General features: G+C 58.1%; 20 protein-coding genes. 16 read left to right on the top strand and 4 right to left on the bottom strand.

Annotated elements, in window-relative coordinates:
• Positions 1-21: 21 nt before the first annotated feature.
• From K0A93_05960 to K0A93_05935, 6 genes are all read left to right on the top strand, one after another.
• Positions 22-252: a HypC/HybG/HupF family hydrogenase formation chaperone gene (locus K0A93_05960; GenBank protein MBW6511650.1), complete on the top strand. Its 231-nt coding sequence runs from the start codon at positions 22-24 to the stop codon at positions 250-252.
• Positions 249-1,343, top strand: a complete 1,095-nt coding sequence (hypD, locus tag K0A93_05955; GenBank protein MBW6511649.1) for a hydrogenase formation protein HypD — start codon at positions 249-251, stop codon at positions 1,341-1,343. The genes K0A93_05960 and hypD overlap by 4 nt, the downstream gene beginning before the upstream one ends.
• A gap of 80 nt (positions 1,344-1,423) precedes the next feature.
• Positions 1,424-2,437 carry a hydrogenase expression/formation protein HypE gene (gene hypE / locus K0A93_05950; GenBank protein MBW6511648.1) on the top strand — a complete coding sequence of 338 codons (1,014 nt, stop codon included), beginning with the start codon at positions 1,424-1,426 and terminating at the stop codon, positions 2,435-2,437.
• A gap of 190 nt (positions 2,438-2,627) precedes the next feature.
• The gene (locus tag K0A93_05945; GenBank protein ID MBW6511647.1) at positions 2,628-3,989 is read left to right on the top strand and encodes a TolC family protein; all 1,362 of its coding nucleotides are present in this window, start codon (positions 2,628-2,630) and stop codon (positions 3,987-3,989) included.
• Positions 3,990-3,999: 10 nt separating this feature from the next.
• Positions 4,000-5,268 carry an efflux RND transporter periplasmic adaptor subunit gene (locus K0A93_05940; GenBank protein ID MBW6511646.1) on the top strand — a complete coding sequence of 423 codons (1,269 nt, stop codon included), beginning with the start codon at positions 4,000-4,002 and terminating at the stop codon, positions 5,266-5,268.
• Positions 5,265-8,378: an efflux RND transporter permease subunit gene (locus tag K0A93_05935; protein ID MBW6511645.1), complete on the top strand. Its 3,114-nt coding sequence runs from the start codon at positions 5,265-5,267 to the stop codon at positions 8,376-8,378. The genes K0A93_05940 and K0A93_05935 overlap by 4 nt, the downstream gene beginning before the upstream one ends.
• A 194-nt stretch (positions 8,379-8,572) precedes the next feature.
• Here K0A93_05935 and K0A93_05930 read toward each other — a convergent pair whose 3' ends face one another.
• From K0A93_05930 to K0A93_05915, 4 genes are all read right to left on the bottom strand, one after another.
• The gene (locus tag K0A93_05930; protein MBW6511644.1) at positions 8,573-9,058 is read right to left on the bottom strand and encodes a DUF559 domain-containing protein; all 486 of its coding nucleotides are present in this window, start codon (positions 9,056-9,058) and stop codon (positions 8,573-8,575) included.
• Complete coding sequence (locus tag K0A93_05925; protein MBW6511643.1) at positions 9,058-9,210, bottom strand: hypothetical protein; 153 nt, start codon at positions 9,208-9,210, stop codon at positions 9,058-9,060. The genes K0A93_05930 and K0A93_05925 overlap by 1 nt, the downstream gene beginning before the upstream one ends.
• Before the next feature lie 147 nt (positions 9,211-9,357).
• Positions 9,358-10,209, bottom strand: coding sequence for a response regulator (locus tag K0A93_05920; GenBank protein MBW6511642.1), 852 nt, complete (start codon positions 10,207-10,209; stop codon positions 9,358-9,360).
• A 190-nt stretch (positions 10,210-10,399) separates the two neighbouring features.
• Positions 10,400-12,817 carry a PBP1A family penicillin-binding protein gene (locus tag K0A93_05915; GenBank protein ID MBW6511641.1) on the bottom strand — a complete coding sequence of 806 codons (2,418 nt, stop codon included), beginning with the start codon at positions 12,815-12,817 and terminating at the stop codon, positions 10,400-10,402.
• 157 nt (positions 12,818-12,974) lie between these two features.
• Here K0A93_05915 and pyk point away from each other — a divergent pair, with 157 nt between their 5' ends.
• The 10 genes from pyk to tolB all read left to right on the top strand — a co-directional run bounded on the left by pyk (position 12,975) and on the right by tolB (position 24,041).
• Complete coding sequence (pyk, locus tag K0A93_05910; protein ID MBW6511640.1) at positions 12,975-14,423, top strand: pyruvate kinase; 1,449 nt, start codon at positions 12,975-12,977, stop codon at positions 14,421-14,423.
• Between the two features lie 51 nt (positions 14,424-14,474).
• Positions 14,475-15,155 (top strand): 7-cyano-7-deazaguanine synthase QueC, encoded by a 681-nt coding sequence (gene queC, locus K0A93_05905; GenBank protein ID MBW6511639.1) that lies wholly within the window; start codon positions 14,475-14,477, stop codon positions 15,153-15,155.
• 21 nt (positions 15,156-15,176) lie between these two features.
• Positions 15,177-15,962, top strand: a complete 786-nt coding sequence (folE2, locus tag K0A93_05900) for a GTP cyclohydrolase FolE2 (GenBank protein MBW6511638.1) — start codon at positions 15,177-15,179, stop codon at positions 15,960-15,962.
• A 51-nt stretch (positions 15,963-16,013) separates the two neighbouring features.
• Positions 16,014-16,658 (top strand): TIGR04282 family arsenosugar biosynthesis glycosyltransferase, encoded by a 645-nt coding sequence (locus K0A93_05895; GenBank protein ID MBW6511637.1) that lies wholly within the window; start codon positions 16,014-16,016, stop codon positions 16,656-16,658.
• 236 nt (positions 16,659-16,894) lie between these two features.
• Entirely contained in the window at positions 16,895-19,660 is a 2,766-nt protein-coding gene (locus K0A93_05890) for a hypothetical protein (protein ID MBW6511636.1), read from the top strand.
• 103 nt (positions 19,661-19,763) lie between these two features.
• Complete coding sequence (gene dinD, locus K0A93_05885; protein MBW6511635.1) at positions 19,764-20,609, top strand: DNA damage-inducible protein D; 846 nt, start codon at positions 19,764-19,766, stop codon at positions 20,607-20,609.
• A 173-nt stretch (positions 20,610-20,782) separates the two neighbouring features.
• Positions 20,783-21,454: a protein TolQ gene (tolQ, locus tag K0A93_05880; GenBank protein MBW6511634.1), complete on the top strand. Its 672-nt coding sequence runs from the start codon at positions 20,783-20,785 to the stop codon at positions 21,452-21,454.
• 3 nt (positions 21,455-21,457) lie between these two features.
• Complete coding sequence (gene tolR / locus K0A93_05875; protein MBW6511633.1) at positions 21,458-21,880, top strand: protein TolR; 423 nt, start codon at positions 21,458-21,460, stop codon at positions 21,878-21,880.
• 17 nt (positions 21,881-21,897) lie between these two features.
• Entirely contained in the window at positions 21,898-22,737 is an 840-nt protein-coding gene (locus K0A93_05870) for a TonB C-terminal domain-containing protein (GenBank protein ID MBW6511632.1), read from the top strand.
• 29 nt (positions 22,738-22,766) lie between these two features.
• Positions 22,767-24,041, top strand: coding sequence for a Tol-Pal system beta propeller repeat protein TolB (gene tolB, locus K0A93_05865; protein ID MBW6511631.1), 1,275 nt, complete (start codon positions 22,767-22,769; stop codon positions 24,039-24,041).
• Positions 24,042-25,135 lie beyond the last annotated feature (1,094 nt).

Below are 25,135 nucleotides of genomic sequence, written 5' to 3'. Positions count from 1 at the left end.
GCAGCGAAGACAGGAGCCGCCATGTGCCTCGGCGTACCGATGCAAGTGATCAAGATCGACAATGAGATGGCCGTGTGTGAAATCGATGGTGTCCGCCGCGAGGCGAGTCTGATGATGATCGATGGTGTCAAGGTCGGCGACTACGTGCTGATCCATGCCGGGTTCGCCATCGAACGCCTCGATCAAGGAGAGGCACAGCTGACCCTTGACGCGCTGCGCGGGGCCCTCGACCAGGGGTTGCTGCCGGAATGAACTACACGACCGAATTTCGTGACCCCGAACTGGCCGCACTCCAGCTTGAAGCGATCCGCCGCACAGTGGCGAACCACTCCGGGGTGATGACGCTGATGGAGGTCTGCGGCACCCACACCATGGCGATCTACCAGCACGGCATCCGCGCCCTGCTCCCGAAAAATATCCGGCTGATCTCCGGTCCCGGCTGTCCGGTCTGCGTCACGCCGATCGATTACGTTGACCATGCTGTCGCCCTGGCGCGACGTCCCAACACCATCATCACCACCTTTGGCGACATGCTCCGGGTGCCCGGTTCATCGAGCAGCTTGATGCGCGAGCAGGCCCGTGGCGCAACGATCAAGATCGTCTATTCCCCCCTCGATGCCGTCGCCATCGCGGCCAAAAATCGTGCGCAGGACGTGGTCTTCCTCGGCGTCGGCTTCGAAACCACCACCCCGACCGTCGCCGGGGCGATCCTCACTGCCGCGCGGCAGGGGCTGAAAAACTTCTTTGTGCTCGGTTCGCACAAAACGATGCCCGCGCCAATGGCCGCCCTGATCGGCGATCCGCAACTTCAGGTTGATGGCTACCTCTGTCCGGCCCATGTCAGTGCCATCATCGGTTCCGACGCCTACCTCCCGCTGGTCAATCAGTATCAGGTGGCCGCCGTGATTACCGGCTTTGAGCCGCTCGACGTGCTGCAAGGGGTGTTGATGTTGGCCCGCCAGATCGTCAGCGGAAAAATGCAGGTCGAAAACCAGTATCGCCGCGTGGTGCACCCGGAGGGAAACCCGAAAGCCCGCGACATCCTCTATCAGGTCTTTGAGCCGTGCGCCGCTCGCTGGCGCGGGATTGGTGACATCCCGGACAGCGGTTTGCGCATGCGCCCGGAGTATGCCGCCTTCAACGCGGTGGTTCAACTGCCGGTCGAGGTTGAAGCGCCGCGAGAGCATCCGGGGTGCCAATGCGGCGAAATCCTCAAGGGGAAAATCTCCCCGCAAGACTGTCCCCTGTTCAGAACTGTCTGCACCCCTGAAGAGCCGGTCGGTGCCTGCATGGTGTCGAGTGAAGGGACTTGCGCGGCTGAATACAAATACGGAACTGATTAATTTCACCACGAAGTTCACGAAAAAAAATCCTTTCTCCGTGCTTATCGTGGTGAAATATTATCGTTACAGGAGTACGCTTCATGAAATCAGAGATCATCCTCCTCGGTCACGGTAGTGGCGGTAAACTCAGCCATCAACTGCTTGACGAGTTGATTGTGCCGACCCTCTCGGGCTACACCCCCCAAAACCAGAACGACGCGGCAATCGTTGCGCAACCGAAGGGTCGGCTGGCGATGACCACCGACTCCTATGTGGTCGATCCGCTCTTCTTTCCCGGCGGCAACATCGGCGATCTCGCCGTTAACGGCACGGTCAACGACCTGGCGATGGTCGGTGCCCGGCCGCTGGCGTTGAGTGTCGGACTGATTCTGGAAGAAGGTTTGCCGCTCAGCGACCTGCGCACGATCCTGATTTCGATGAAGGCGGCTGCCGAAGAGGCCGGGGTGGCGATTGTCACCGGCGATACCAAGGTCGTGCCGCGCGGCAAGGCCGACAAAATCTTTATCAATACCTCCGGCATCGGCGTCATCGAGCACACTTTCGCGATCAACGGCAGCGGAGCGAAGATCGGCGACCAGATCCTGATCAACGGCCCGGTCGGCGATCACGGCATGGCGGTGCTGGCCCGCCGCGAAGGGCTGGAGCTTGACAGTGATATTCACAGTGACAGCGCGCCGCTTAACGGACTGGTGGCCGAACTGCTCACAGCGGTCGGTGCCGACCTGCACGTGCTGCGCGATCCGACGCGCGGCGGCGTTGCCACCACCCTCAAGGAAATCGCCCTCCAGTCGGGGGTCGATATTACCCTCAATGAGACCTCCGTTCCGGTCAGCAAAGCGGTAACCGGGGCCTGTGCAATCCTCGGTCTCGACCCGTTGTTCGTCGCCAACGAAGGAAAGTTGCTCGCCTTCGTCGCCCCGACCGCCGCGGACGCGGCGCTGGCGGTGATGCGCAACCACCCCTACGGCAAAAGCGCCGCGATCATCGGTGAGGTCACCCTCGCTTCGGTCGGTCGGGTCAAGGTACGCACCGCCATTGGCGGCCTGCGCTCAATCGAGATGCTCTCCGGTGAGCAACTGCCACGTATCTGCTGATGTCGGAGCAGCGCGCCCTGCCTGTTCTTTACAAAACTTTACCGCGCCGCCAAAAGACTTAACATGCAGAGACCACAAAATCTGTTATGATCGGCCCATCGCAACGCTATTCTCAATCTCAATCACGGGCTAAAGAGTGTATTTTCACGTCAAAAAAACCGGCATAATCCCTCGCGGACAGATTACAGCGATGCTCACGGCACTGTTGCTGTGCGCCTGTACCCCGGTGGTGCAATCGACCCAACCGGAGGGCGTTCTTCCCGCGCACTTCTCCGCCTCCGGCGCAGTGCAGTCGCCGGAACGCTGGTGGACAACCTTTGCCGACCCCCGGCTGAATCAACTCATCGCCCTCGCCTTAACCGAGAACCCCGGATTGCGCGCCACCTGGGAGCGGCTGCAACAAGCCGCCGCCGTCGCCCGCAAGGCAGGGGCGGAACGTTCGCCGACACTCACGCTTGAGGGCGGAGGCAGGCGGACCAGAAGTCTCCCCGATGGCGCGGCAACAGATACCACCAGCTATTCTCTCGGCCTGAATGCGGCTTATGAACTTGACTTGTGGGGGCGGGTTGCCGCCACTCGCGCCGCCGCCGAACTTGATGTTCAGGCGAGCGCCGCCGATCTGCAAACGGCGGCACTGACCCTCACAACGCAGGTCGCGTCGACCTGGTATCAGCTGATCGAAAAGCGGGGGCAGCTTGAGTTGTTACAAGCGCAATTAGACGCCAATCAGCAGATCGAGGAACTGGTGCTGGTACGCGTCCGAACCGGCAAGGCCGGCGTTGCCGATCTGCTCCAGCAACAACAGTTGATCGCGGCGCTCCGCGGTGAAGGGGAACTTGTCAGCGCCGAGATTGAGCGCCTGGTACACCGCCTGGCCATCCTCTGCGGGCAGCCGCCCACCTTGTTCGCGCTTTCCACGGCGGCAGAATTTCCCCCCTTGCCGCCCCGCCCGGCAACCGGGCTGCCCCTGGAAATGATCCAGCGTCGGCCCGATCTGCGCGCCGCCCTTGCCGCTGTTCAGGCCGCCGACCAGCGCGTCGCGGCGGCGATTGCCGATCGTTTTCCACGCTTGAGTCTCAGCGCGCGAATCTCTTCCAGCGAAGCAAGCATCAGTGCGCTTTTCGATAACTGGCTCACCACCCTGGCCGCCAATCTGGTGGGACCGCTGGTCGACGGCGGGCGGCGGCGGGCGGAAGTCGAGCGCACCGCCGCGCTCGCCAAAGGCGCGCTGCACAACTACCGACAAGCCGCGTTGACCGCTCTTGGCGAAGTTGAGGATGCACTGAGCACGGAGGACCGTCGCCAGCAGTATCTTGTCAGCCTCGATCGGCAGCGACACTATGCCACCTCGGTCCTCAACAATTTGCGCGATCGCTATCTGCGCGGAGCCACCGATTATCAGCGGGTACTGGGTGCCTTGCTTGATCAGCAACGCCTGCAACGCACTCAACTTCAGGCGCAGCGTGACCTGTTGCTCAATCGCATCACCCTCTACAGCGCTCTGAGTGGCGGGTGGCCGTCCGCAGTTGTCACCCACACAAGTGAAAGGTAGTCTGCCCATTATGACTGCGTCGAATGATTTTACTCCCCCCCCGGTCCGCTCAACAGCGAGCCGCCTGAAAAAAATCGTGTCATGGCTCCTGCCGCTGGTGATTCTGCTGCTCGCCATCCTCCTCGCCTGGTGGCTGGCGCAGAGTGGACCGAAAGTCGGCAAGCGGGCGCCGGTGCGCAACGCGGTCTTGGTTGAAACACACCCGGTCGCGATCACCGCTGAGCGAATCATCCTCACCGCCAACGGCACGGTGCAAGCAGCCCGTCAGGTCGAACTCAGACCTCGGGTGAGTGGCACGGTGACCGCGATCAGTGCGCACCTGCTCCCCGGCGGGAAGGTACAACGGGGTGCCACACTCCTGACGCTCGATGCCAGTGATTATCAACTGGCGCTCACCCAACAGGAAAATAATGTCGCCCGGGCCACGGCTGAGCTGCAACTTGAAAAAGGCAACCAGCTCCTCGCGCAAAAGGAATATGAATTGCTGGGCAGCGCTGTCAGTGAGGCTGAAATCGAGCTGATGCTGCGCCGACCGCAGCTACACTCGTTGCAGGCCGCGCTTGACAGCGCGCAAGCAGCGCGGGAACAAGCCCGGCTGAATCTTGAACGGACCCGCGTCACCGCCCCGTTCAACGGCATCATCGCCTCACGTCAGGTTAATGTCGGTTCGCAGGTCACCAGCGCGACGCCGTTGGCGACACTGATTGACAGAGACCATTACTGGATTGAGGCCACCCTCCCGGTCGCGCAACTGCAATGGATCGATACCCCCAACGCGACCCAAACCGGGGCAACGGTCCATATCACCAGTTCCGCGTGGGGGGAACAGGTTGAACGCCGGGGACACGTCTTGCGCTTGCTCCCCGAACTCGAAGAACGGGGGCGCCTGGCCCGGCTGCTGATTGAGGTCAACGACCCGTTGGCGTTGACCGCAGACAATGCCAACCAGCCGCCGCTATTGCTCGGTTCCTGGGTAACGCTCACCATCGACGGTCGGGAACTTCCGGCGGTCGCCGCGCTTGATCGTGCCTGGCTGCGCGGTGGTAATACGGTCTGGCTGCGCGACCCCGCCGGGAAACTGGAAATCCGCCCGCTGCAACCGGTCTTTCGCGGTCGTGACCAGGTGCTGATCGAAACCGGTCTGGTGGCCGGAGAAGAACTTGTTACCTCGCGCCTTTCCGCGCCGGTCGCGGGCATGGCTCTGCGTACCGCCGATGAAGCAGCCAGACAACCCGCTCCGACCGGGGAAGAGCAAGCTGCCGGGGATCAGCGGCGATGAGCGAGCTCACCCCGCACGCCTGGCAACGCGGTCCGCTGGCGTGGATGGTCAACAACCGCGTCACCCCCAACTTGCTGATGATCTTCCTGATCGTCGGCGGATTCTTCATGACCTCGCAGATCAAGCAGGAGGTGTTTCCCAACTTTGAACTCGACATGGTCCAGGTGAGTGTCGCCTACAGCGGCGCGAGCCCGGAGGAGGTCGAGCAGGGGATCGTGCTGGCGGTTGAAGAGGCGGTGCGCGGGGTTGAAGGGGTCAAGGAATTGACCTCGACCGCCGGCGAGGGGATCGGCGTCGTCACCGCCGAACTGCTGGAAGGCGCCGATCAACAGAAAGTTTATCAGGATATCCAGCAGCAGATCGATCGCATCAGCACTTTCCCTGAAGATGCCGAGGATCCGCAGGTAGCGCTTCTCAGTCGTCGCCGCCGGGTGGTTACCGTGCAGATTTTTGGACCGGCGACCGCCACCGCACTGCGCGAAACCACCGAACAGGTGCGTGATCGTCTGTTGCAGGATGCGGGGATCACCCAGGTTGAATTGTCCGGCGCCCGCGACTACGAAATTGCCGTTGCCATCTCCGCCGACACCCTGCGCGCCCACCAGTTGTCCCTCGATGAAGTCGCCCGTATCGTGCGCAGCGCGGCCACCGAACTCCCCGGCGGGAAAGTGGAAACCCGCGCGGGAGATCTGCTGTTGCGCGTTAAGGATCGCCGCGACTGGGCGGTCGAATTCGCACGCATTCCGATCATCACCACGCCCGGCGGCGGAATGCTCTACCTTGGCGATATCGCCACAGTGAGCGAAGGGTTTGAGGACACCAACCGGGTCACCTCCTACAACGGTCAACCAAGCCTGTCACTCGAAATCTACCGGATCGGCGCACAGACCCCGATCGGGGTGTCCGCCGCGGTGCGTGCCGCGCTGATTGAAATCGAGGCGGACCTCCCTGCGGGGATCGATTGGGCGATCAGCAGCGACCGTTCCTCCTACTACAAGCAACGGCTCGAATTGCTGCTGAAAAATGCTTTTTTTGGCTTGCTGCTGGTACTGGTGGTACTCAGCCTTTTTCTGGAGTTCAAGCTCGCCTTCTGGGTCACCATCGGCATCCCCACCTCGTTCCTCGGTGGTCTGCTCTTCCTGCCGTTGATGGGGGTTTCGATCAATATGATCTCGATGTTCGCCTTCATCGTTGCGCTCGGGATAGTTGTCGACGATGCGATTGTCGCCGGTGAAAATATCTACGAATACCGTCAACGCGGGATGAATTTCGCCGAAGCGGCGATACGCGGCGCACGCGACGTTGCGGTGCCGATCACCTTCAGTATTCTCACTAATATCCTCGCCTTTCTGCCACTGGCGATGATCCCCGGAACGATGGGAAAAATCTGGAAGGTCATTCCGCTGGTGGTCGTCACCGTCTTTCTGATTTCGTGGGTTGAATCGCTGCTGATTCTTCCCGCACACCTGGCCCACACCAGCAGTCAGCCGCTGACCCGCCTGAGCGGCTGGCTGCACGACCGCCAACAGGCGTTCACCCGTTTGGTGGCGCGCTTTATCGAGGGGGTCTATGCCCCCTTTCTTGATCGTTGTCTGCGTCACCGCGGGATCACCATAGCGCTCGGTTTTGCGCTGTTTATCGGTGTCGTCGGCTACGTGCGTGGCGGCCACATCGGGCTGATTCTGATGCCACGTGTCGAAGCGGACAGCGCCGTCGTCACCGCGGTATTACCGGTCGGCAGTCCGCTCGCCACGCTGCTGGCGGTTCGTGACACGCTGGTAACCGCTATTCAGGAGGTCGCGCGGGAGCATGGCGGAGAAGATCTGGTTGAAGGGATCCGTGCCCAGGTCGATGAGAATCAGGTCGAAATCGTCGCCTATCTTCCCCCCCCCGAGGTCCGCCCGCTGTCGACCCGTGAGGTGACCACAGCATGGCGCAAGGGCGTCGGGACGCTGCCTGGACTCCAGTCGCTGCGCTTTGAATCGGATCGCGGCGGCCCCGGCTCGGGGGCCGCGCTGACCGTTGAACTTTCACATCGCGATGTCGCGACGATTGAACGCGCTGCGCTTGCCCTGGCCGAACGGCTGGAAGAATTCCCCAACGTCAAGGATATTAATGATGGTTCAACCTCCGGCAAGGAGCAACTCGATTTCAGTATCACTCCCGCCGGGCGGGCCCTTGGGCTGACCTCCAGCGAGGTGGCGCGCCAGATCCGCAACGCCTTCACCGGTTCTGTCGCACTGCGCCAGCAACGGGGTCGCAACGAAGTCACGGTGCGGGTGCGTCTGCCGGAAAGGGAACGTCAACGCGAATATGATGTCGAAAATCTGCTCATACGCACCCCGACCGGCACCTTTGTCCCGCTGGTGGAAGTCGCCGCTGTGCAACGTGGCCGCGCCTACACCGTAATCAAGCGGCGTGATGCGCGACGAACGCTCAATGTCACCGCCGATGTCGAGCCAATCGGCGAAGTCAGCCAGGTCACGGCAGTTCTCAACGCAACGATCCTGCCCCAACTGGCGCGCGATTTCCCTGGGCTGACCTACGGCTACCAGGGGCGTCAGGCAACGATGCGGGAAAGCATGTCGAGCCTTTTCACCGGCTTCGCTCTGGCGATGATGGGGATTTACTTTCTGCTCGCCATTCCGTTTCGCAGCTATATCCAGCCGATTATCGTCATGATCGCGATCCCCTTCGGGATTGTCGGCGCGGTCTTCGGACACCTGTTGATGTCCTATAACCTCAGCGTGATCAGCATGATGGGGATTGTCGCCCTCTCCGGGGTGGTGGTCAACGACTCGCTGGTACTGATCGATTATGCCAATCGCCAGCGTCTCGCCGGGATCGATTCCCACACGGCGATCCACGCCGCCGGAGTGCGGCGTTTCCGGCCGATCATTCTCACCACCCTGACCACCTTCGGCGGTCTGTCACCGATGATCTTCGAGACCTCGCGTCAGGCGCGTTTTCTGATTCCGATGGCGTTATCGCTCGGTTTCGGCATCGTCTTCGCGACCCTGATCACCCTGGTGCTGGTGCCGTCGTTGTATATGGTAATTGAGGATTTTCGCGGCAAGTTTTTTGCGGAAAAGCCCGGCACAGAGCACTGAGCATGAGATCGATGATTTTCAGGTGCTTGCGGAGCGGCCCATCCTGATTTCGCGGTGGGCCGTTTTTGTGTCTGAGACCTGGTGGACTACAGCCACACATCCGCAACCGAATTTGTCGCCGTTACCGGGTGCTGGCAAACGGTAGATTCGGCAAGCCAAGCTCCTTGAGAAACGCGTTGTTGCCATCCTTCTCTTTAATCGTCATTACACCACCCCTCCAGAGGAGGGGAATTTTGTGTACCATTCCCCTCCTCTGGAGGGGTACGCCATAGGCGGGGGGTGGTGCCTTTATCCCCATGCGGGGTGGTCGCCAATACCGGATGATTTCTCAAAAATTCCATGACCCCGAACAAATTGCGTTTCACGTCGCTATCACTGATGTGAATGACCACCAAATCAAGCCCGATTAAAAACGCATCCCGTTGCGCATCGTAATCAGCCTTGTCATCGTCGCTGCTGCCGTCGATTTCGATCACCACACCCTTTTCTGCGCAGAAAAAATCAACAATATAGTTGCCGATGATTTTCTGCCGATCAAAATCCAAGCTTGAAAACTGCTTGTTCTTGATTTTATTCCACAACAAAACCTCGGATAAATTTCCAGCTCTGCGCAAATCCCTGACTCTTTCCTTTAGCGCCGGGTTATAGGGGAGCGACATATAGCTTTTGGTTGAGCGCATTACACCACCCCGTCAGGCTGCGCCTGCCACCCCTCCACAGGAGGGGAATTTTGTGCCCCATTCCCCTCCTGTGGAGGGGTGCCCCGCAGGGGCGGGGTGGTGCTTTCTCCGCTGTCCAGCACATGAATGACGGTGAAGTTCAGGCCCGTCAAATAAGCATCCCGCGCCGCATCTGTTGTGGCTGCTGCCCTTCGATCTGAGCCTCTGTACTCATACTTTGAGCATCCCCAAACAGATCAAAAAAATTAAAGAGAAAACCGCTGGCAGCAAAGTGCAGACATCAGCGCGAGACAAGAACACTAGAAAATGCGGTATTGATTGTTGTAGAAATGGAACGCGCGCCGCACCCGTGCCCGTACCGAGGCTTTGGTGAAGGGTTTCATGATCACGTCAAAAAAACCTTTTTCAAAGGCATGCAGCTCTTCTTCTTCGGTCTTTGCCTTGCCGGTGATCATAATGACGGGAATATGGTGTGTTTCCGGAATCGCGGTCATTGAATTGAGCAGTTGATACCCCCCGAGTTTCGGCATTTCCATGTCGGTGATCACCACATGCGGGCTGTCCCCGATGACGATCTTGAACGCTTCCATGCCATCCTGTGCGGTCAGGATGCGATAACCCTCCCCACTGAGAATATCGGTCAGCATCTGCAGAATAACTTTGTCGTCATCGACCAGCAACACGGTTCGCTCTTTTGTGCGCCGTGGCTCTTTATTCAGATAAAGACGACTGATTGCGGTACGGATATCTTCGCGGGTCGTGACAAAGGGGAAAACCTTGAGACCGGTCCGGATCGATAATTCGTGGAGGATATCACCATCGGTGGGATCGACCATCGCCAGAGCCAGCTGGTCGCCCTTGCGTTTGAACGGAAAAATCAGATGACGCAGCGCCTGCTCAACCGGAACGGTGGCCAGCAAGGACTTGTCAACCGGCATATCACCGAGGCCGAAAACGGTTTTACAGCCATGCTGCTTGGCCAGTGCGTTGGCCAGTTCCTCACCGCTGACCAGATTAAGATCGATCAGCGTCGCGCCGAAACGCCGGTGCAACTCCTGAGCATGAACCAGAACACGGTCAACCGTTTTCCGGGTAACGATGCCCTCGGCAATCAAAATCTCACCAAGCTTTTTCCACGGTTTTCCGTTCATCTCTGCGCTCATGCCAATTCCCCGGATAAGGCTGCGGCGTTGAAGCTGGCTAAATCTAGCTTGATTGACACGGGTTGTCAACCGGGAGCCGGGGCGGTGTCAGCGGGACTTCCACACCCTTTGCCCGTCCAGACAGGTCTTTTATCAATCACCGGATAAAGAGCACAAACCGGCGCTGGTGATTGTTCAGCTATAAATCCTCATAGTCCAACCGGAAAAAATCCTGGGCCTGCGGATGCTTCTCGTCGAGGGCGTACCGGGTGGGAGCGGTATTGGGGGCAAAGGCCTCGATATAAGCATCGGAGCCGTCCTCGGGGGCGAGCAGCCCGGTCTGGGGATCAACCGGATGGAATTCGATCGTATCGGGGACGCGAAAGCTGAGCGGAGCAAGGTCCAGATCCGCAACGGCTTCCCGCATGAACTCGACCCAGGCGGGAGCTGCGGCCTTGGAACCGGTTTCGTACTTGCCGAGCGGGCGTTCGATATCGTAGCCGACCCAGGCAACGGCAACCAGTTGCGGCACGAAACCGGCAAACCAGGCATCTTTCAGGTCGTTGGTGGTGCCGGTTTTTGCCGCGACCGCGCGTTTCAGCGCTTTGGCACGCCAGCCGGTGCCATGCTGCACGACGCTTTCCATCATATTGGTAATCAGATAGGCGGTTTCCGGCGAGATCACCCGCTTGCGTCCCTGGCGAATCAACTGTTGCCCGGAACCGGGACCATCGGGAAAATCGGCCGGGTCGATCGATTCGATAATCTTGCCGTCGCGATTGACAACCCTGGTCACATAGACCGGGGTGACGCTGACCCCGCCGTTGGCGATGACAGCATAGGCCGTGGTCAGTTCCAGCGGGGTCAATGCCGAGGAACCGAGCGCCAGGGTCAGGTCGCGCGTCAGCGGTGATTCGATACCGAATTTGGCGATATATTTAGCGGCGTAGTTGATGCCGATATCTTCAAGTAATTTGATCGTCACAATGTTGCGCGATTTGGAGAGCGCCAGCCGCAACGAGGTCGGTCCGTACCATTTATCTGAATAGTTACTCGGTTTCCAGACCGTTTCCGCGCCGGCAACATTCCTGTCCTTGAAGACCACGGGCGTGTCAAGAATGATTGAAGCGGGGGTGTAGCCTTTGTCGAGAGCAGCGGCATAGAGGAGTGGTTTGATCGCCGAGCCGGGGAGACGCCGGGCCTGGAGTGCCCGATTGAACTGGCTGCGTTTAAAATTGTAACCACCGACCATGGTTTTGACGCTGCCATCTTCCGGATTGATGGCGACGATTACCCCTTCGGCCAACGGTTCCTGTTCAAGTTCCAGCTGGAGAACACCGGCGTCGTCAGCACCACTGATCCGCACCTGAATCACCGCGCCGATCGGCAGCCGGGTACGCCTCCCGTCCGCATTGCCTTGTGCGGGAATGTTATTGGCAACGATTTCCAGAGGTGCCGCCCAGTGCTCGTCGGCGATCGTCACAACCCCGGCGTAAGGACCGCAACGGACACTGAATCCCGCCGGGTCCGCAGTGCTGACCACTGCGTCAAGGACGTCACCAACCAGCAGCGGTTGCCCCTGCCTGCCGACCTCCTGTTGCGCAAGGAACGCTTCGATCTCGGCGCCGGGCAAAACCTTTTCAGGCCCCCGGTAACCCTGGCGACGATCATGGTCGCGCAGATTCTGCTGCACCGCCTGCTGCGCGGCATGCTGCAGCGCAAGGTTCATGGTGGTATAAACCTCCAGCCCCTCGGTGTAGAGCACCTCTTCGCCATAGCGCTCTTCGAGATAGCGCCGCACCTGTTCGGTAAAATAGGCGGCATCTTCAATATTGCGATTGATCCGTGGCTGAATGTCAAGTTCCTGGGCAAAGGCCGAATCCGCCTCGGCGCGGGAGATGTAGCCGTCATCGACCATGCGGTTGAGGACGTAGTGCTGACGTTTTTTGGCGCGGTCAAGATGACTGTACGGCGAATAGCGGCTCGGAGCCTGGGGCAGCCCGGCAAGGATCGCACATTCGGCAACTGTCAACTGGTTGACGTCTTTGGCGAAATAATTCTCCGCCGCCGCCTGTACGCCGTAGGCGCGGTGCCCCAGATAGATCTGGTTGAGGTAGAGGTAGAGGATTTCATTTTTGGTCAGATGCTGTTCCATCCGCCAGGCGAGGATCGCTTCCTTGAACTTGCGCTTGAACTTGCGTTCCGACGAAAGGAGCATCGTTTTGGCGACCTGCTGGGTAATGGTACTCCCCCCCTGAACGATTCCCCCGGCCTTGATATTTTTGATCGCCGCGCGCAGTATCGAGGTGAAATCAATCCCCTGATGCGCAAAGAAGTGGGAATCCTCAGCCGCAACGAAGGCGTCGATCAACTGGCGGGGCATCTGTTCAACAGGAAAGAGGATGCGCCGTTCTTTCGAATATTCGGCGATCAGTTGACCATCTTCACTGAAGACGCGCGTGACGATCGGTGGACGGTAATCGCTGAGGGTTTCGACGCGCGGCAGATCATCGGCAAGATAAAAATAGATTCCAACCGGGACCAGAAGTGCGATCAACAGCCCGACCGCGCCGATAATCAGGAGTTTTTTAAGAACGGCTTTAATTTTAAATGTCATGGGGGTTTAGATCCGTATCAAATGCAAGCTATAAATTTTAACATAAAGCACCCGCCAGCGGCAACGGTTTTCCCGTTTGCCTGTTTGCCGGGTTGTGTTAGACTTGCACCACAAAAAAATTGCCCCGCTGGTGCTGTGAAAGGAGCGCTCTCCCCTCATGTTCAGACGGACAAAAATAGTTGCGACCGTTGGCCCGGCCTGCTCTTCGGTTGCCGGTTTAAAAGCTTTGGTGGAGGCCGGTGCTGATGTTTTTCGGCTTAACTTCTCGCATGGCGAGCGGGCGGAAAAGGCGGAAATAATCGACCATATCCGAACGTTATCAAAAGCACGGCGGCAGGCGGTGGCCATCCTCGGCGATTTGCAGGGACCGAAGATTCGCACCGGGACGATGGCTGATGGCGAGCTGCTCCTCACGGCGGGGACCGAGGTCACCATGACCACCCGCCCGGTGCCCGGTGCAGGGACGTTGATTCCAACCACTTACCGCAACCTGCCGGGTGACGTTACGGCGGGGGACCGCATCCTGCTCGATGACGGCCTGCTCGAACTGAAAGTGCTGGGGATCGCTGGCAGTGAGGTGCATTGCCGGGTGATCGTCGGCGGACTGCTGAAGGACCGCAAGGGCATAAACCTCCCCGGCGTCGCGGTTTCCGCCCCGGCGCTGACCGAAAAGGACCTCGCTGACCTGCGCTTCTGTATCGACCACGGCGTCGATTATGTCGCCCTCTCTTTTGTCCGCAGCGCCGCTGATGTTCAGCAGTTGCAGCGACTGATTTTTCAGGAGAAATCGTCACTCAAAGTCATCGCAAAAATCGAGAAACCTGAAGCGGTGACCAATTTTGATGCGATTCTTGAGGTCGCTGACGGGATTATGGTCGCGCGTGGTGATCTCGGCGTGGAAGTCAGTCCGGAACTGGTGCCGCTGATTCAGAAAAAGATTATCCGCAAGTGCAACGCCGTCGGCAAACCGGTGATTACAGCGACCCAGATGCTCGAAAGCATGGTCAACAATCCGCGACCGACGCGCGCCGAAACCTCCGATGTCGCCAATGCAATCCTCGATGGCACCGACGCGGTAATGCTTTCCGCCGAAACGGCGGCCGGCAAATACCCGGTGGAAGCGGTGGAGCTGATGGTTCGCGTGGCACTCGATGTTGAAACCGACCCGGCCCTGCGCGAGCAGGTATTTCAGCCTCTGTCCGGGGAGCACAGCTATCGCAGTCTCCCTGAAGCGATCAGTCAGGCGGCCTGCCGGGTCGCGGAAAATGTCGGTGCGGCGGCGATTCTGGCTTTTACCCAGACCGGCAGCACCGCCGCGCTGGTCGCCAAATACCGTCCGGCCCTGCCGATTTATGCGTTGACGCCGACCCAGACGGTCCGCCGCAGGTTGGCGCTCTATGCCGGTGTCCGTTCCATTCGGGTCGATATTGAAGGAGACACCGAAGCCCAGATTCGCTCGGTTGAAGAGGTCGTCCTTAGAGCCGGGGTGTTGCAACGCGGCGACGTGGTCGCCATTACCATGGGCAGCCCGGTTTCGGCACCGGGAACCACCAACCTGCTGAAGATTCATCGTTTGGGAACCGGGGTTTTTTACGAAGTGCATTAACCGCGAACGACGCGCATTAACGCGATTCAAACCGACCATCAATGAGGAACCATGAGTGAAAAGAAAGCGGTCGTCCTTTACAGCGGCGGACTCGATTCGACGACCTGTCTGGCCATCGCGCGCGAGGCAGGGTTCACCCCCTATGCGATGAGCTTCGCCTACGGTCAACGCCACGCCATCGAGCTGGACAGGGCGTGTGCATACGCCCCGCGACAGGGGGTGGCAGAGCATCAGGTCGTCACCATCGATCTGCGTAAAATCGGCGGGAGCGCGCTGACTGCCGACATTGCCGTGCCCAAGGACGGTGATTTTGATGCCGGTATTCCGGTCACTTATGTACCGGCCCGCAACACCATTTTTCTCTCCTTTGCCCTCGGCTGGGCAGAGGCCCTCGGTGCTTTTGATATCTTTATCGGCGTCAATGCCCGCGACTATTCCGGTTACCCCGATTGTCGTCCCGAGTATATCGATGCCTTTGAAAAATTGGCCAATCTGGCCACCGCCGCCGGAGTCGACGGGCGGGGTGTTTACCGTATTCACGCTCCTTTGCTCTATTTGAGTAAAGCCGATATCGTGCGTCGCGGTCTCGCCCTGGGGGTCGACTATGGACTGACCCATTCCTGTTACGATCCAACCCCTGCCGGCCTGGCCTGTGGCCGGTGTGATTCCTGTCGTCTGCGGCTGAAAGGTTTTGCCGAGGCGGGAACCGTTGACCCGCTCCCCTACGCCTGAGAGAGGCCCGCAATGAAAACCATGCCTGACCTGCAAAAATCCCCGGATACCCGGCGTATCGCCATTGACAAGGTGGGGGTCAAGAATATCCGCTACCCGATCGTGGTGCTCGACAAGCACAAGGAACAACAACATACCGTCGCCCGCGTCAACATGTACGTTGATCTTCCCCATCAGTTCAAGGGGACGCACATGAGCCGCTTTATCGAGATCCTCAATCTCTATCACGGCGAAATCAGCGTCGAAAGTATCGACACCATCCTGCGCGAGATGAAATCCCGACTCGAAGCCTCGCGGGCTCATCTGGAACTGGAATTCCCCTATTTTATTGAAAAACGCGCGCCGGTCTCCGGCGCAAGCGGCTTGATGGATTATCAGTGCCGGATGATCGGAACCCTTGATGAAAATCAGGACTTTATCCTCGGCGTGGCGGTGCCGGTGACCTCGCTCTGCCCCTGCTCGCGCGAAATCAGCGAACGCGGGGCCCACAATCAACGTAGCGTTATCAATGTGTGCATTCGTTATCGCGGTCATATCTGGATCGAGGATCTGATCGAAATGGTCGAACGCTGCGCCAGTGCACCGGTCTATTCCCTGCTCAAACGCGAAGATGAAAAGGCAGTGACCGAGCAGGCGTACGACAACCCGATGTTCGTCGAGGATCTGGTGCGGGCGGTGACCGAGACGCTGATGAATAACGTCGATATTCTCTGGTTCCGGGTCGAATGTGAAAACTTTGAATCGATTCACAACCATTCAGCCTATGCGCAGATCGAGATCGACCGCGCCCTGAATGGTTGTGGATAACCCTGTTGAAATAGTGGACAAGTCACTTTTTTATCAAAAGAATTTCTCCCGATGACTGATGCTGTTCTGGGCATTTTTGCCAAGCCCCCCGCAGCGGGAAAAGTAAAGACGCGTCTTTGTCCGCCCTTGACGGGGGCCGAGGCGGCGGCTTTTTATCAGACCGCGCTGCATGAAACAATCAACGTTTTCAGTACGTTAGGTATTGATCTGGTCTTGTTTCACAGCGGAACGGGTGATTATTTTCGACAGCACTTTCCCCACTTGCAGTTGCGCCCCCAGGCGGAGGGCGATCTCGGCACCCGCCTGGAACAGGCGTTGCGGGACCTCCTTGCCGACGGCTACCAGCGTGCGGCACTGATCGGCAGTGATAGCCCGGATCTGCCACCGAAGCTGGTTGACGCGGCGTTCTCAGCACTGCGCGAGCACGCTTGCGTGACCATCCCCGCCGGTGACGGCGGCTACGTCCTGATCGGTGAGTCGCAACATCACCCCGAACTCTTCGCCGGGATCCCCTGGAGCACGACGGAAGTGTTTGCGGCAACGCAGCGACGGGCCGCAGCGTTCAACCTGAGCTGCGCAACGGTTGGCCAGTGGGAGGATTGCGATGACTGGGGAAGCGTTCTGGCCCTGCTCGAACGCTCCCCCAGGTCAGCAACCGCGCAGTATGTACGGGACAATTTGGCACGCTATTTGTGATTGTGGGGGAGTTTCCTCCGCTCCGTGGAAGCGTTGTGTAAAATGTCCACGGAACTCGCGCTGAGGGCAAGTCATTGACGACAAGTTCCCGGATGAGGCATATTGGCAAAATCGTTATTTGTGCCGGACACTGTTGTTAATCTCCCGGACAACACAGTAAACAACGCTCGTGTTTTTTCTGTTCCTGTTTCTCACCCATTTTTATGCTGAAAATGACAATTTGTGGGGGTTATACCGTGCCGCTTTCCTGGAATGAAATACGTGACCGTTCGCTTGCCTTTGCTCGTGAATGGGTCGATGAGACATCAGAAGATGCGGAAGCCAAGAGTTTCTGGGATGGATTTTTTGATGTCTTCGGAATGACTCGCCGCCGCCTGGCATCGTTTGAGGCACCGGTTAAAAAAGGGGATGGTCGCGGCGGCTTCATCGACCTGCTCTGGAAAGGAGTGCTGCTGGTTGAACACAAATCGCGCGGCAGGGATCTGGAGCGCGCCGCCCGGCAGGCGTTCGATTATTTCCCTGGTCTGAAGGAGCGCGACCTGCCCCGCTATGTACTGGTTTCCGACTTCGCCCGCTTCCGTCTCTTCGACCTCGACACCGGTGAGCAACACGACTTCCCCCTCGCCGCCCTCCCCGATCATATCCACCTGTTCGGTTTCATTGCCGGGTACCAGACCCGCAGTTTCGGCCAGCAAGACCCGGTCAATATTCAGGCCGCTGAAAAACTCGGCAAGCTGCACGACCTGCTGCGCGATGCAGGCTACGAAGGGCATCCCCTTGAAGTGCTGCTGGTGCGTTTGCTCTTTTGCCAGTTCGCCGAAGATACCGCCCTCTTTGAACGCTGCGCATTTCAGGATTACCTTGAACAGCGTACCCATGAGGACGGCTCCGATCTCGGCATGCACCTTGCGCAATTATTTCAGGTGCTTGATACCCCGCCGGAGAAGCGGCCAAAAACCCTCGACGAACAGCTCGCCGCCTTCCCCTACGTCAACGGCCAGCTTTTCGCCGAAACACTCCCCATCGCCGCTTGCGACCGGAAGATGCGCGAAGCGTTACTCGACTGCTGCGCCCTCGACTGGAGCCGCATCAGCCCGGCGATCTTCGGTTCGCTCTTCCAGAGCATCATGGACACCAAGGCACGACGCAACCTCGGCGCGCATTACACCAGCGAAAGCAACATCCTGAAGCTGATTGGTCCGCTCTTTCTTGACGAGCTGAAAACCGAATTTCATAAGGTTAAAAACAACCGCAACCGCCTGTTCGAATTTCATAAAAAACTATCGCGCCTGACGTTTTTCGACCCCGCCTGCGGTTGCGGCAACTTTCTCGTCATCGCCTACCGCGAACTGCGCCTGCTGGAGCTGGAAGTGTTGCGTCAGGTGCGTCAGGGCGATCAATTGATGCTCAATGTTTTCGAGCTCATCGGTGTCAATGTCGACCAGTTCCACGGCATCGAGATTGAAGAATGGCCGGCACGGATCGCCGAGGTGGCGCTGTGGCTGGTTGATCACCAGATGAACCTCAAAGTCTCTGAAGAGTTCGGCCTCTACTTCGCCCGCCTGCCGCTGAAAAAAGCGCCACATATCGTGCATGGGAATGCGTTGCAGATCGACTGGCGCGAGGTGATCGCACCGGAGCGGTTGTCGTATCTGCTGGGGAATCCACCGTTCATTGGCTCAAAATTTCTGGACGGCCAACAGCGGACAGAGGTTGCGTCGATCTTTCATGACGTCAAGGGTGCCGGGGTTCTCGATTATGTGACTTGCTGGTACCGCAAAGCGACGGAATACATGGCAGACAATCCGAGAATTCGTGCCGCCTTCGTTTCCACCAACTCCATCACTCAGGGAGAGCAGGTTGGTGTGCTTTGGCCTGACCTTTTCCGACGCGGCATCAAGATTAACTTTGCGCACCGAACCTTTCAGTGGAACAGCGAAGCACGCGGCAAAGCCGCAGTGCATTGCGTCATTGTCGGTTTCGGTTTACAGGACGCAGCCGAAAAATGGCTCTTCGATTACGATACACCGAGAAGCGAGCCTCACGTCGTCAAGGTGAATAGCATCAATCCGTATCTGGTGGATGGGCCAATTGTGGTCCTGCAAAACCGCACGACCCCATTATGCACAGTGCCTAAAATAGGGATCGGCAACAAACCGATCGATGGCGGAAATTATCTTTTTACCACAGATGAAAAAACAAGTTTTCTGATAAAAGAACCGGCAGCAGCACAATGGTTCCGCCGCTGGATCGGTTCCGATGAGTTCATCAACGGGTATGAGCGCTGGTGCCTCTGGTTGGGCGACTGCCCCCCGGAAGAGCTGCATCGGCTACCTGAGGCGCTGAAACGAGTCGAAGCGGTGCGGGCTTTTCGTCTGGCGTCCAGAAGTGCGCCGACCCAAAAACTGGCTGCAACACCGACACGCTTTCATGTTGAAAACATGCCAGACGAAAATTATCTTGTTATTCCTGAAGTTTCCTCTGAACGGCGTCCCTTTATTCCAATCGGATTCATGTCTCCAAATACCCTCTGTAGCAATCTTGTCAAGATCCTTCCTTCTGCCACCTATTATCACCTCGGCATCCTCTCATCAACCATGCACAACTCATGGATGCGCGCTGTCTGTGGCCGCCTGAAAAGTGACTACCGTTACTCGTCAGGGATTGTCTACAACAACTTCCCCTGGCCCACCCCGACCGAAAAGCAACAAGCCACCATCGAAGCCGCCGCGCAAAGCGTCCTCGACGCCCGCGCCCAGTTTCCAAACGCCACCCTCGCCGACCTTTACGACCCACTGACCATGCCGTCGCCGCTGGTCAAGGCGCACCAGACTCTGGATCGCGCTGTTGATGCCGCCTACGGCAAGACCACCTTCAAAAGTGAAGCTGAGCGCGTCGCCTTTCTTTTTGAACGTTATCAACAACTTGTTGCCCCGTTGGCCACCGCGACGCAGAAAAAATCGCCGAGCAACAGTGCACGTCACAGGCCCTGGCTGAGCTGAAACCAATGCGCCGAGGCATTGAACAGACACTGAGCGAAATCAATCTGATGCCGGAAAGAATTCTGCCTCAAGCATTTTTATCACCATCTGGAGGGGGATTGTTATGACGGAAAAACGTACTGAAGAAAAACACCACGCTACATTCGAGGGACTGCGCCAGATTGACTCCGATGGCAACGAATATTGGTTGGCGCGGCAACTCGCCGGAGTCCTTGAGTATTCCCAGTATCGTCATTTTTTGCCCGTCATCGAACGAGCCAAAGAGGCTTGCGTTAATAGCGGCCAAACGGCGGAAGACCATTTTGAGGATGTCCTCACTATGGTCGAAATCGGTTCTGGCGCGAAACGACAAGTTGAAAATTTGCGGCTTTCCCGTTACGCCTGCTATCTGGTTGTACAGAATGCCGACCCCGCCAAGCCGATCATCGCCAACGGCCAGACCTACTTTGCCATTCAGACCCGACGGCAAGAACTGGCCGATGATGAGAAATTTGCCTGTCTTAGCGAAGACGAAAAGCGCTTGGCGATCCGCAACGAACTGGTCCAGCACAACAAATATCTGGCGGCGGCGGCCAAGGATGCCGGGGTGGAGACAAGTCTGGATTACGCTATTTTTCAGGATCACGGATATCGCGGTCTCTACGGCGGACTGGCGGCCAGAGAGATTCACGCGCGCAAGGGGTTGAAGAAGAGCCAGAAGATTCTCGACCACATGGGGAGTACCGAACTGGCCGCCAACCTCTTCCGCGCCACCCAGACCGAAGAAAAGCTCATGCGTGAGCAGGTGCGGGGGAAGCAGCAAGCCAACCAAACTCATTACGAGGTCGGGCAGAAAGTCCGGCAGACGATCAAAGATTTGGGAGGAACCATGCCTGAGTCGCTGCCGACCCCGGAGCAAGGTATCAAGCAGGTTGAAAGCGCCAAGAAGAAATTGGAAAAACAGAAGTAAAAAAAACACCGCAGAAGAAGAAAAACCCAAAAGCACCAAATTGATCAGCTCCACTCACTTCAGGGCGTTCTCGGATTGCAGGACCGTAAATCGTTTCGAGAGCGTTGACTTGCCGCCGTCGATAACCGATAATCAGCAGCATTCATTCTGACCATCTTGAAGGAGGCTTTGCCTTGGATCTGATCTGGAACGCTGGCCCGGTCGTTAAACTGGTGCTGCTGGTACTTGCTTATTTTTCGATCGTATCGTGGACAATCATTTTTTATAAACTGCTGGTGATCCACCGCGCCACGCGTGAGTCGAGCGCTTTTCTGGAGTTTTTCTGGAGCAAGAAACGTTTCGACCTGATCGGCAAGGGGCTGGGCAATTTCCCCAACTCCCCGCTGGCGGTTCTCTTTCGCGAAAGCTATCAGGAGCTGGTGAAGTTGCAGCGCCGCGAAGGGGAACCGGAGCTCGCCGGGTTGAGCGCTGACCTTGGCGGCGTCGATCGGGTGGCGCGGACACTGCGCCGGGCGACCACCCTGGAAACGCATCGGCTGGAAAAATTTTTGACTTTTCTTGCCACCACCGGATCGACCGCGCCATTTATCGGCCTGTTCGGCACCGTTTGGGGGATCATGGATTCCTTTCGCGGCATCGGCCAGTCAGGGAGTGCGTCACTGGCCGTGGTCGCTCCCGGCATCTCCGAGGCACTGGTCGCGACCGCTATCGGTCTGATGGCGGCAATTCCGGCGGTCGTGGCCTACAATCACTTCGTCAACAAGGTCAATATCCTCACCGGCGAAATGGACAACTTCAGCCAGGAATTCCTCAACATCGTCGAACGCACCATGCGGAAGGATTAGGCGATGGATATCGGTCAACATTCCACGAATCGCCGTCAGCCCCTGGCGCAGATCAATGTCACACCCTTTGTCGATGTCATGCTGGTGCTGCTGATCATCTTCATGGTCACCGCACCGATGCTCGATCAGGGGATCGAGGTAAATTTGCCGGAGGTCGCAAATGCGCCGAACCTGTCCAACCCGGCTGAGCCGCTGACCGTCAAAGTCGATCGCAGCGGCAAGATCTGGCTCGGCAAAGAGCACATCGCCAGCGTCACCAAATTGACGGCGGTGCTGCGCCAGGCGATCGCAGGGGACAAAGGGCGGGAAGTGTTTCTCGAAGCGGATCGCGCGGTAGCGTACGGTGAGGTCGTCAAGGTGATGGCGGCGACCCGCGCGGCGGGAATCGAAAAATTGGGCATGGTGGCGCAGCCCCCAGAGAAGTAACCCCGGTTGTTAACCGCATGCCCGTAAAGACGCAAAATAACTTTCGCCGCAGCGGCATCAGTCACTCCCGAAATTCCGGTTTCGGGAGGATGCTGCTGGTGTCCCTCGGCCTGCACCTGCTGGTTTTTCTGGTCTTCGGAAATAACAGTTTTTTCCCTCGGGTTGCACCACTGCAGAATATTTACCACGTCGATCTGCTGACCTTGCCGGCCCCAAAACCTCCGGGGCCGGTGGTGTCCAAAGCTGAGCCACCCCAGGCCGCACCGGCGGTGGTCGAACCGACCCCCCAAAAGGTGCCACCGAAACCGGTGGTTGAACCGCTACCGCTCCCCCCACCGCCTGCAAAGCCGGTAGCCAGGAAGGTACCGGTCAAGCCTGCACCACCGGCGGTTACGCTGCCAACAACTCCGCCGCGCCCCAGCGAACGCGATTTGAGTGCGGTCGCAAAGCGGATCGAGGCGTTGCAGCAACAACAGGCCCAGGACGATATCGCCGTGATCAGGGACAAGCTGGCGCAGCTCAAGGCCGGACTCGACGCGCCGGTTGCAACTCCAGAGTCAGGGGGACAGGATGGCGGTGCCGAACTGGTTGCCAAAGTCAGGGCCTATCTGACCGAGAACTGGACCTTCTCCCCCTATCAACTCAAGGGGAATGAATCTGACGCCAATTTTCTGGTCAAATATAACGCCGCCGGTGAGCTGATCAATTTCAATCTGGTGGCCAGTTCCGGTAGCGCGATCTTTGATCAGTCAGCCAAGAGTGCCATCCTTAAATCAAAAAAACTGCCTTTCCCGCTGGAAGGGCCTCAGGAGTTTGATGTGTTTTTCGAAGTTGAAACCATCAAGAAACGACGCTAGTGATATTTTTTCGTATTGCCTTACTATTGATGCTGTTAGTCAGTTGTGCCGGAGCAGCACTGGCCGATACCTCGCGCATCACCCTGCGTGAGCCGGGACAGCAGACTGTCCCTCTGGCCTTGACCCGTTTTCTGCCACTCGACGGCGTGGAGCGCCCCGACCTGGCGGCGGAAGTCGCCATTACCCTGCGCTCTGATTTCGATCTGAGCGGCATCTTCACCCTGATCGACAGCGCGACGTTTCTGTCCGACGCCGGGCGGATCGGGCTGACCAGCACCGCTGTCGATTTCAGTCAGTGGCGGCTATTGAGTGCCGAGAGTGTCATCAAGGGGGCCTATCGGCTTGATGACGAGGAATTGACCCTCGAAGCACGCCTCTATGACGTAACCGGGGGTCGCTTGCTGGCCGGGCGTCGCTATCGCGGACGACCGCAGGACGCGCGGCGGATGGCTCACGCCTTCGCTGATCTGGTACTGCAAAGCCTCTCCGGGCGCGCCGGAGCGTTCAACACCCGCCTCGCTTATATCTCCGACCAGACCGGCTACAAGGAACTCTACCTGATGGAGACCGACGGGCGTGACCCGATCCAGATCACCAACCATCGCTCGCTGGTACTCAACCCCGACTTTTCACCGTTGGGGCGGGAGGTGATCTTCACCTCGTATCGGGATGACAACCCCGACCTTTACCGCAAGGAAATCTACACCGGCTTTGAGGCGAAGATTTCTCATCGTCTGGGGCTCAATATTGCCGGGCGCTTTCGCGCCGACGGCGGTGAACTGGCGGTTTCACTGTCACATGACGGCAATTCAGAACTCTACCTGCTCAGCCCGTCCGGGGTGCTGCGCAAACGCCTGACTGACAACTGGGCGATCGATATCGACCCGAGCTGGAGCCCGGGCGGTGATCGGCTGGCATTTGTTTCCGACCGGCGCGGCAATCCACACGTCTTTATCCTCGATATCCCGACCGGGAAGGTCGAGCGGCTGACCTTCGATGGAAAATACAATGTCACCCCGGCCTGGAGCCCGGTCAGTGACCGCATTGCATTCAGTCGGCTGGAAAACGGTAAATTTGATATTTACACGGTACGCAGCGATGGTGGTGATGAACGGCGTATAACCGACGGACCAGGGAACAAGGAACACCCGCGCTGGAGCCCCGACGGGCGCTTTCTGGTCTATTCAGCAGACGCTTCGGGAGAAAAGGCAATTCATGTGATGCGCGCCGATGGTTCAGGGGACCGGCGCCTGACTCCGCCAGGGGCGAACTACAGCCATCCCGCCTGGTCGCCGCGCTGGTAAGTCGGCAAAAGAATGGCGGCGGGGGGGACGAAACCCGCCGGTTTGTGTTTCAATCTTCAATAAAAGCTGAAAAGCAACTTCGCGGGTCGCGGCCCGCAGCCGCCTCACTCTTTTGCTGGCCCAAAAGAGTAAGCAGAAAAAGGCCTGCCATTGCATGGAGCATGTCGGGTTCGCAGGGTGAGGAATTCAAGGGACTGTGTACGAGGGACACGGTCGGTGCGCATCTGCCGCGTCTAACGGGGCTGTTCTTTTCGCCCCGTGCCGTTCGGCGGCGTCGTAGTCAATGGGGAGCGCCATATTGACGCCGCAATGTAACCTGTTTTTTTGCCTTTGACCTTGTTCTGTGCGGCCCCAGAGGGATGGGCCGCATCCGTTGAAGAGAAGCAGAATCGACGCAACAGCCACCCTCATAAAAGATCCTAACGGTCAATTGCAAACCACCATGCCCGCTGCAAGCGCAGGCACTTTTGCATCCTTTTGCTGCCGGGCAAAAGGATGTCGGCTGGCGGGACGAACCCCGCCGGTTTATGATTCAATCTTCAATAAAAGCTGAAAAGCAACTTCGCGGGTCGCGGCCCGCAGCCGCCTTACTCTTTTGCTGGCCCAAAAGAGTAAGCAGAAAAGGGCCTGCCATTGCATGGAGCATGTCGGATGCAAGCTGTGATGTGCTCTGATGATTTCGTGCAAGAGACACGGTCGGTGCGTGTCTGCCGCATCTAACGGGGCTGTTCTTTTCGCCCCGTGCCGTTCGGCATCTCCGTTGTAAATAATGAATGCTATATTGAAGCCACCATGAAACCCGGCTATAGCAATTTTCAACGCCAACGGGGCCCCATAAGAAAAGGCCCCGTCCCGGTGCAAATGAGCAGCATATTGTCTCTTCTCGTGACCTTTATAGAAATCACAGAGATACGCGACCACCATGCCCGCTGCGAGCGCAGGCACTTTTGCATCCTTTTGCTGCCGGGCAAAAGAATGTCGGCTGGCGGGACGAACCCCGCCGGTTTATGGTTCAATCTTCATGTGCTTCCGGGGATAGTTTATTTAATTGGCATTGCCCCACGGGCGAAAATGATTGGCAGCAGTTACGCAAA

The organism is Desulfuromonadaceae bacterium (assembly GCA_019429445.1).
Classification (GTDB): Bacteria; Desulfobacterota; Desulfuromonadia; order Desulfuromonadales; family JAHYIW01; genus JAHYIW01.
This window is presented reverse-complemented; position numbering and strand designations above follow the sequence as displayed.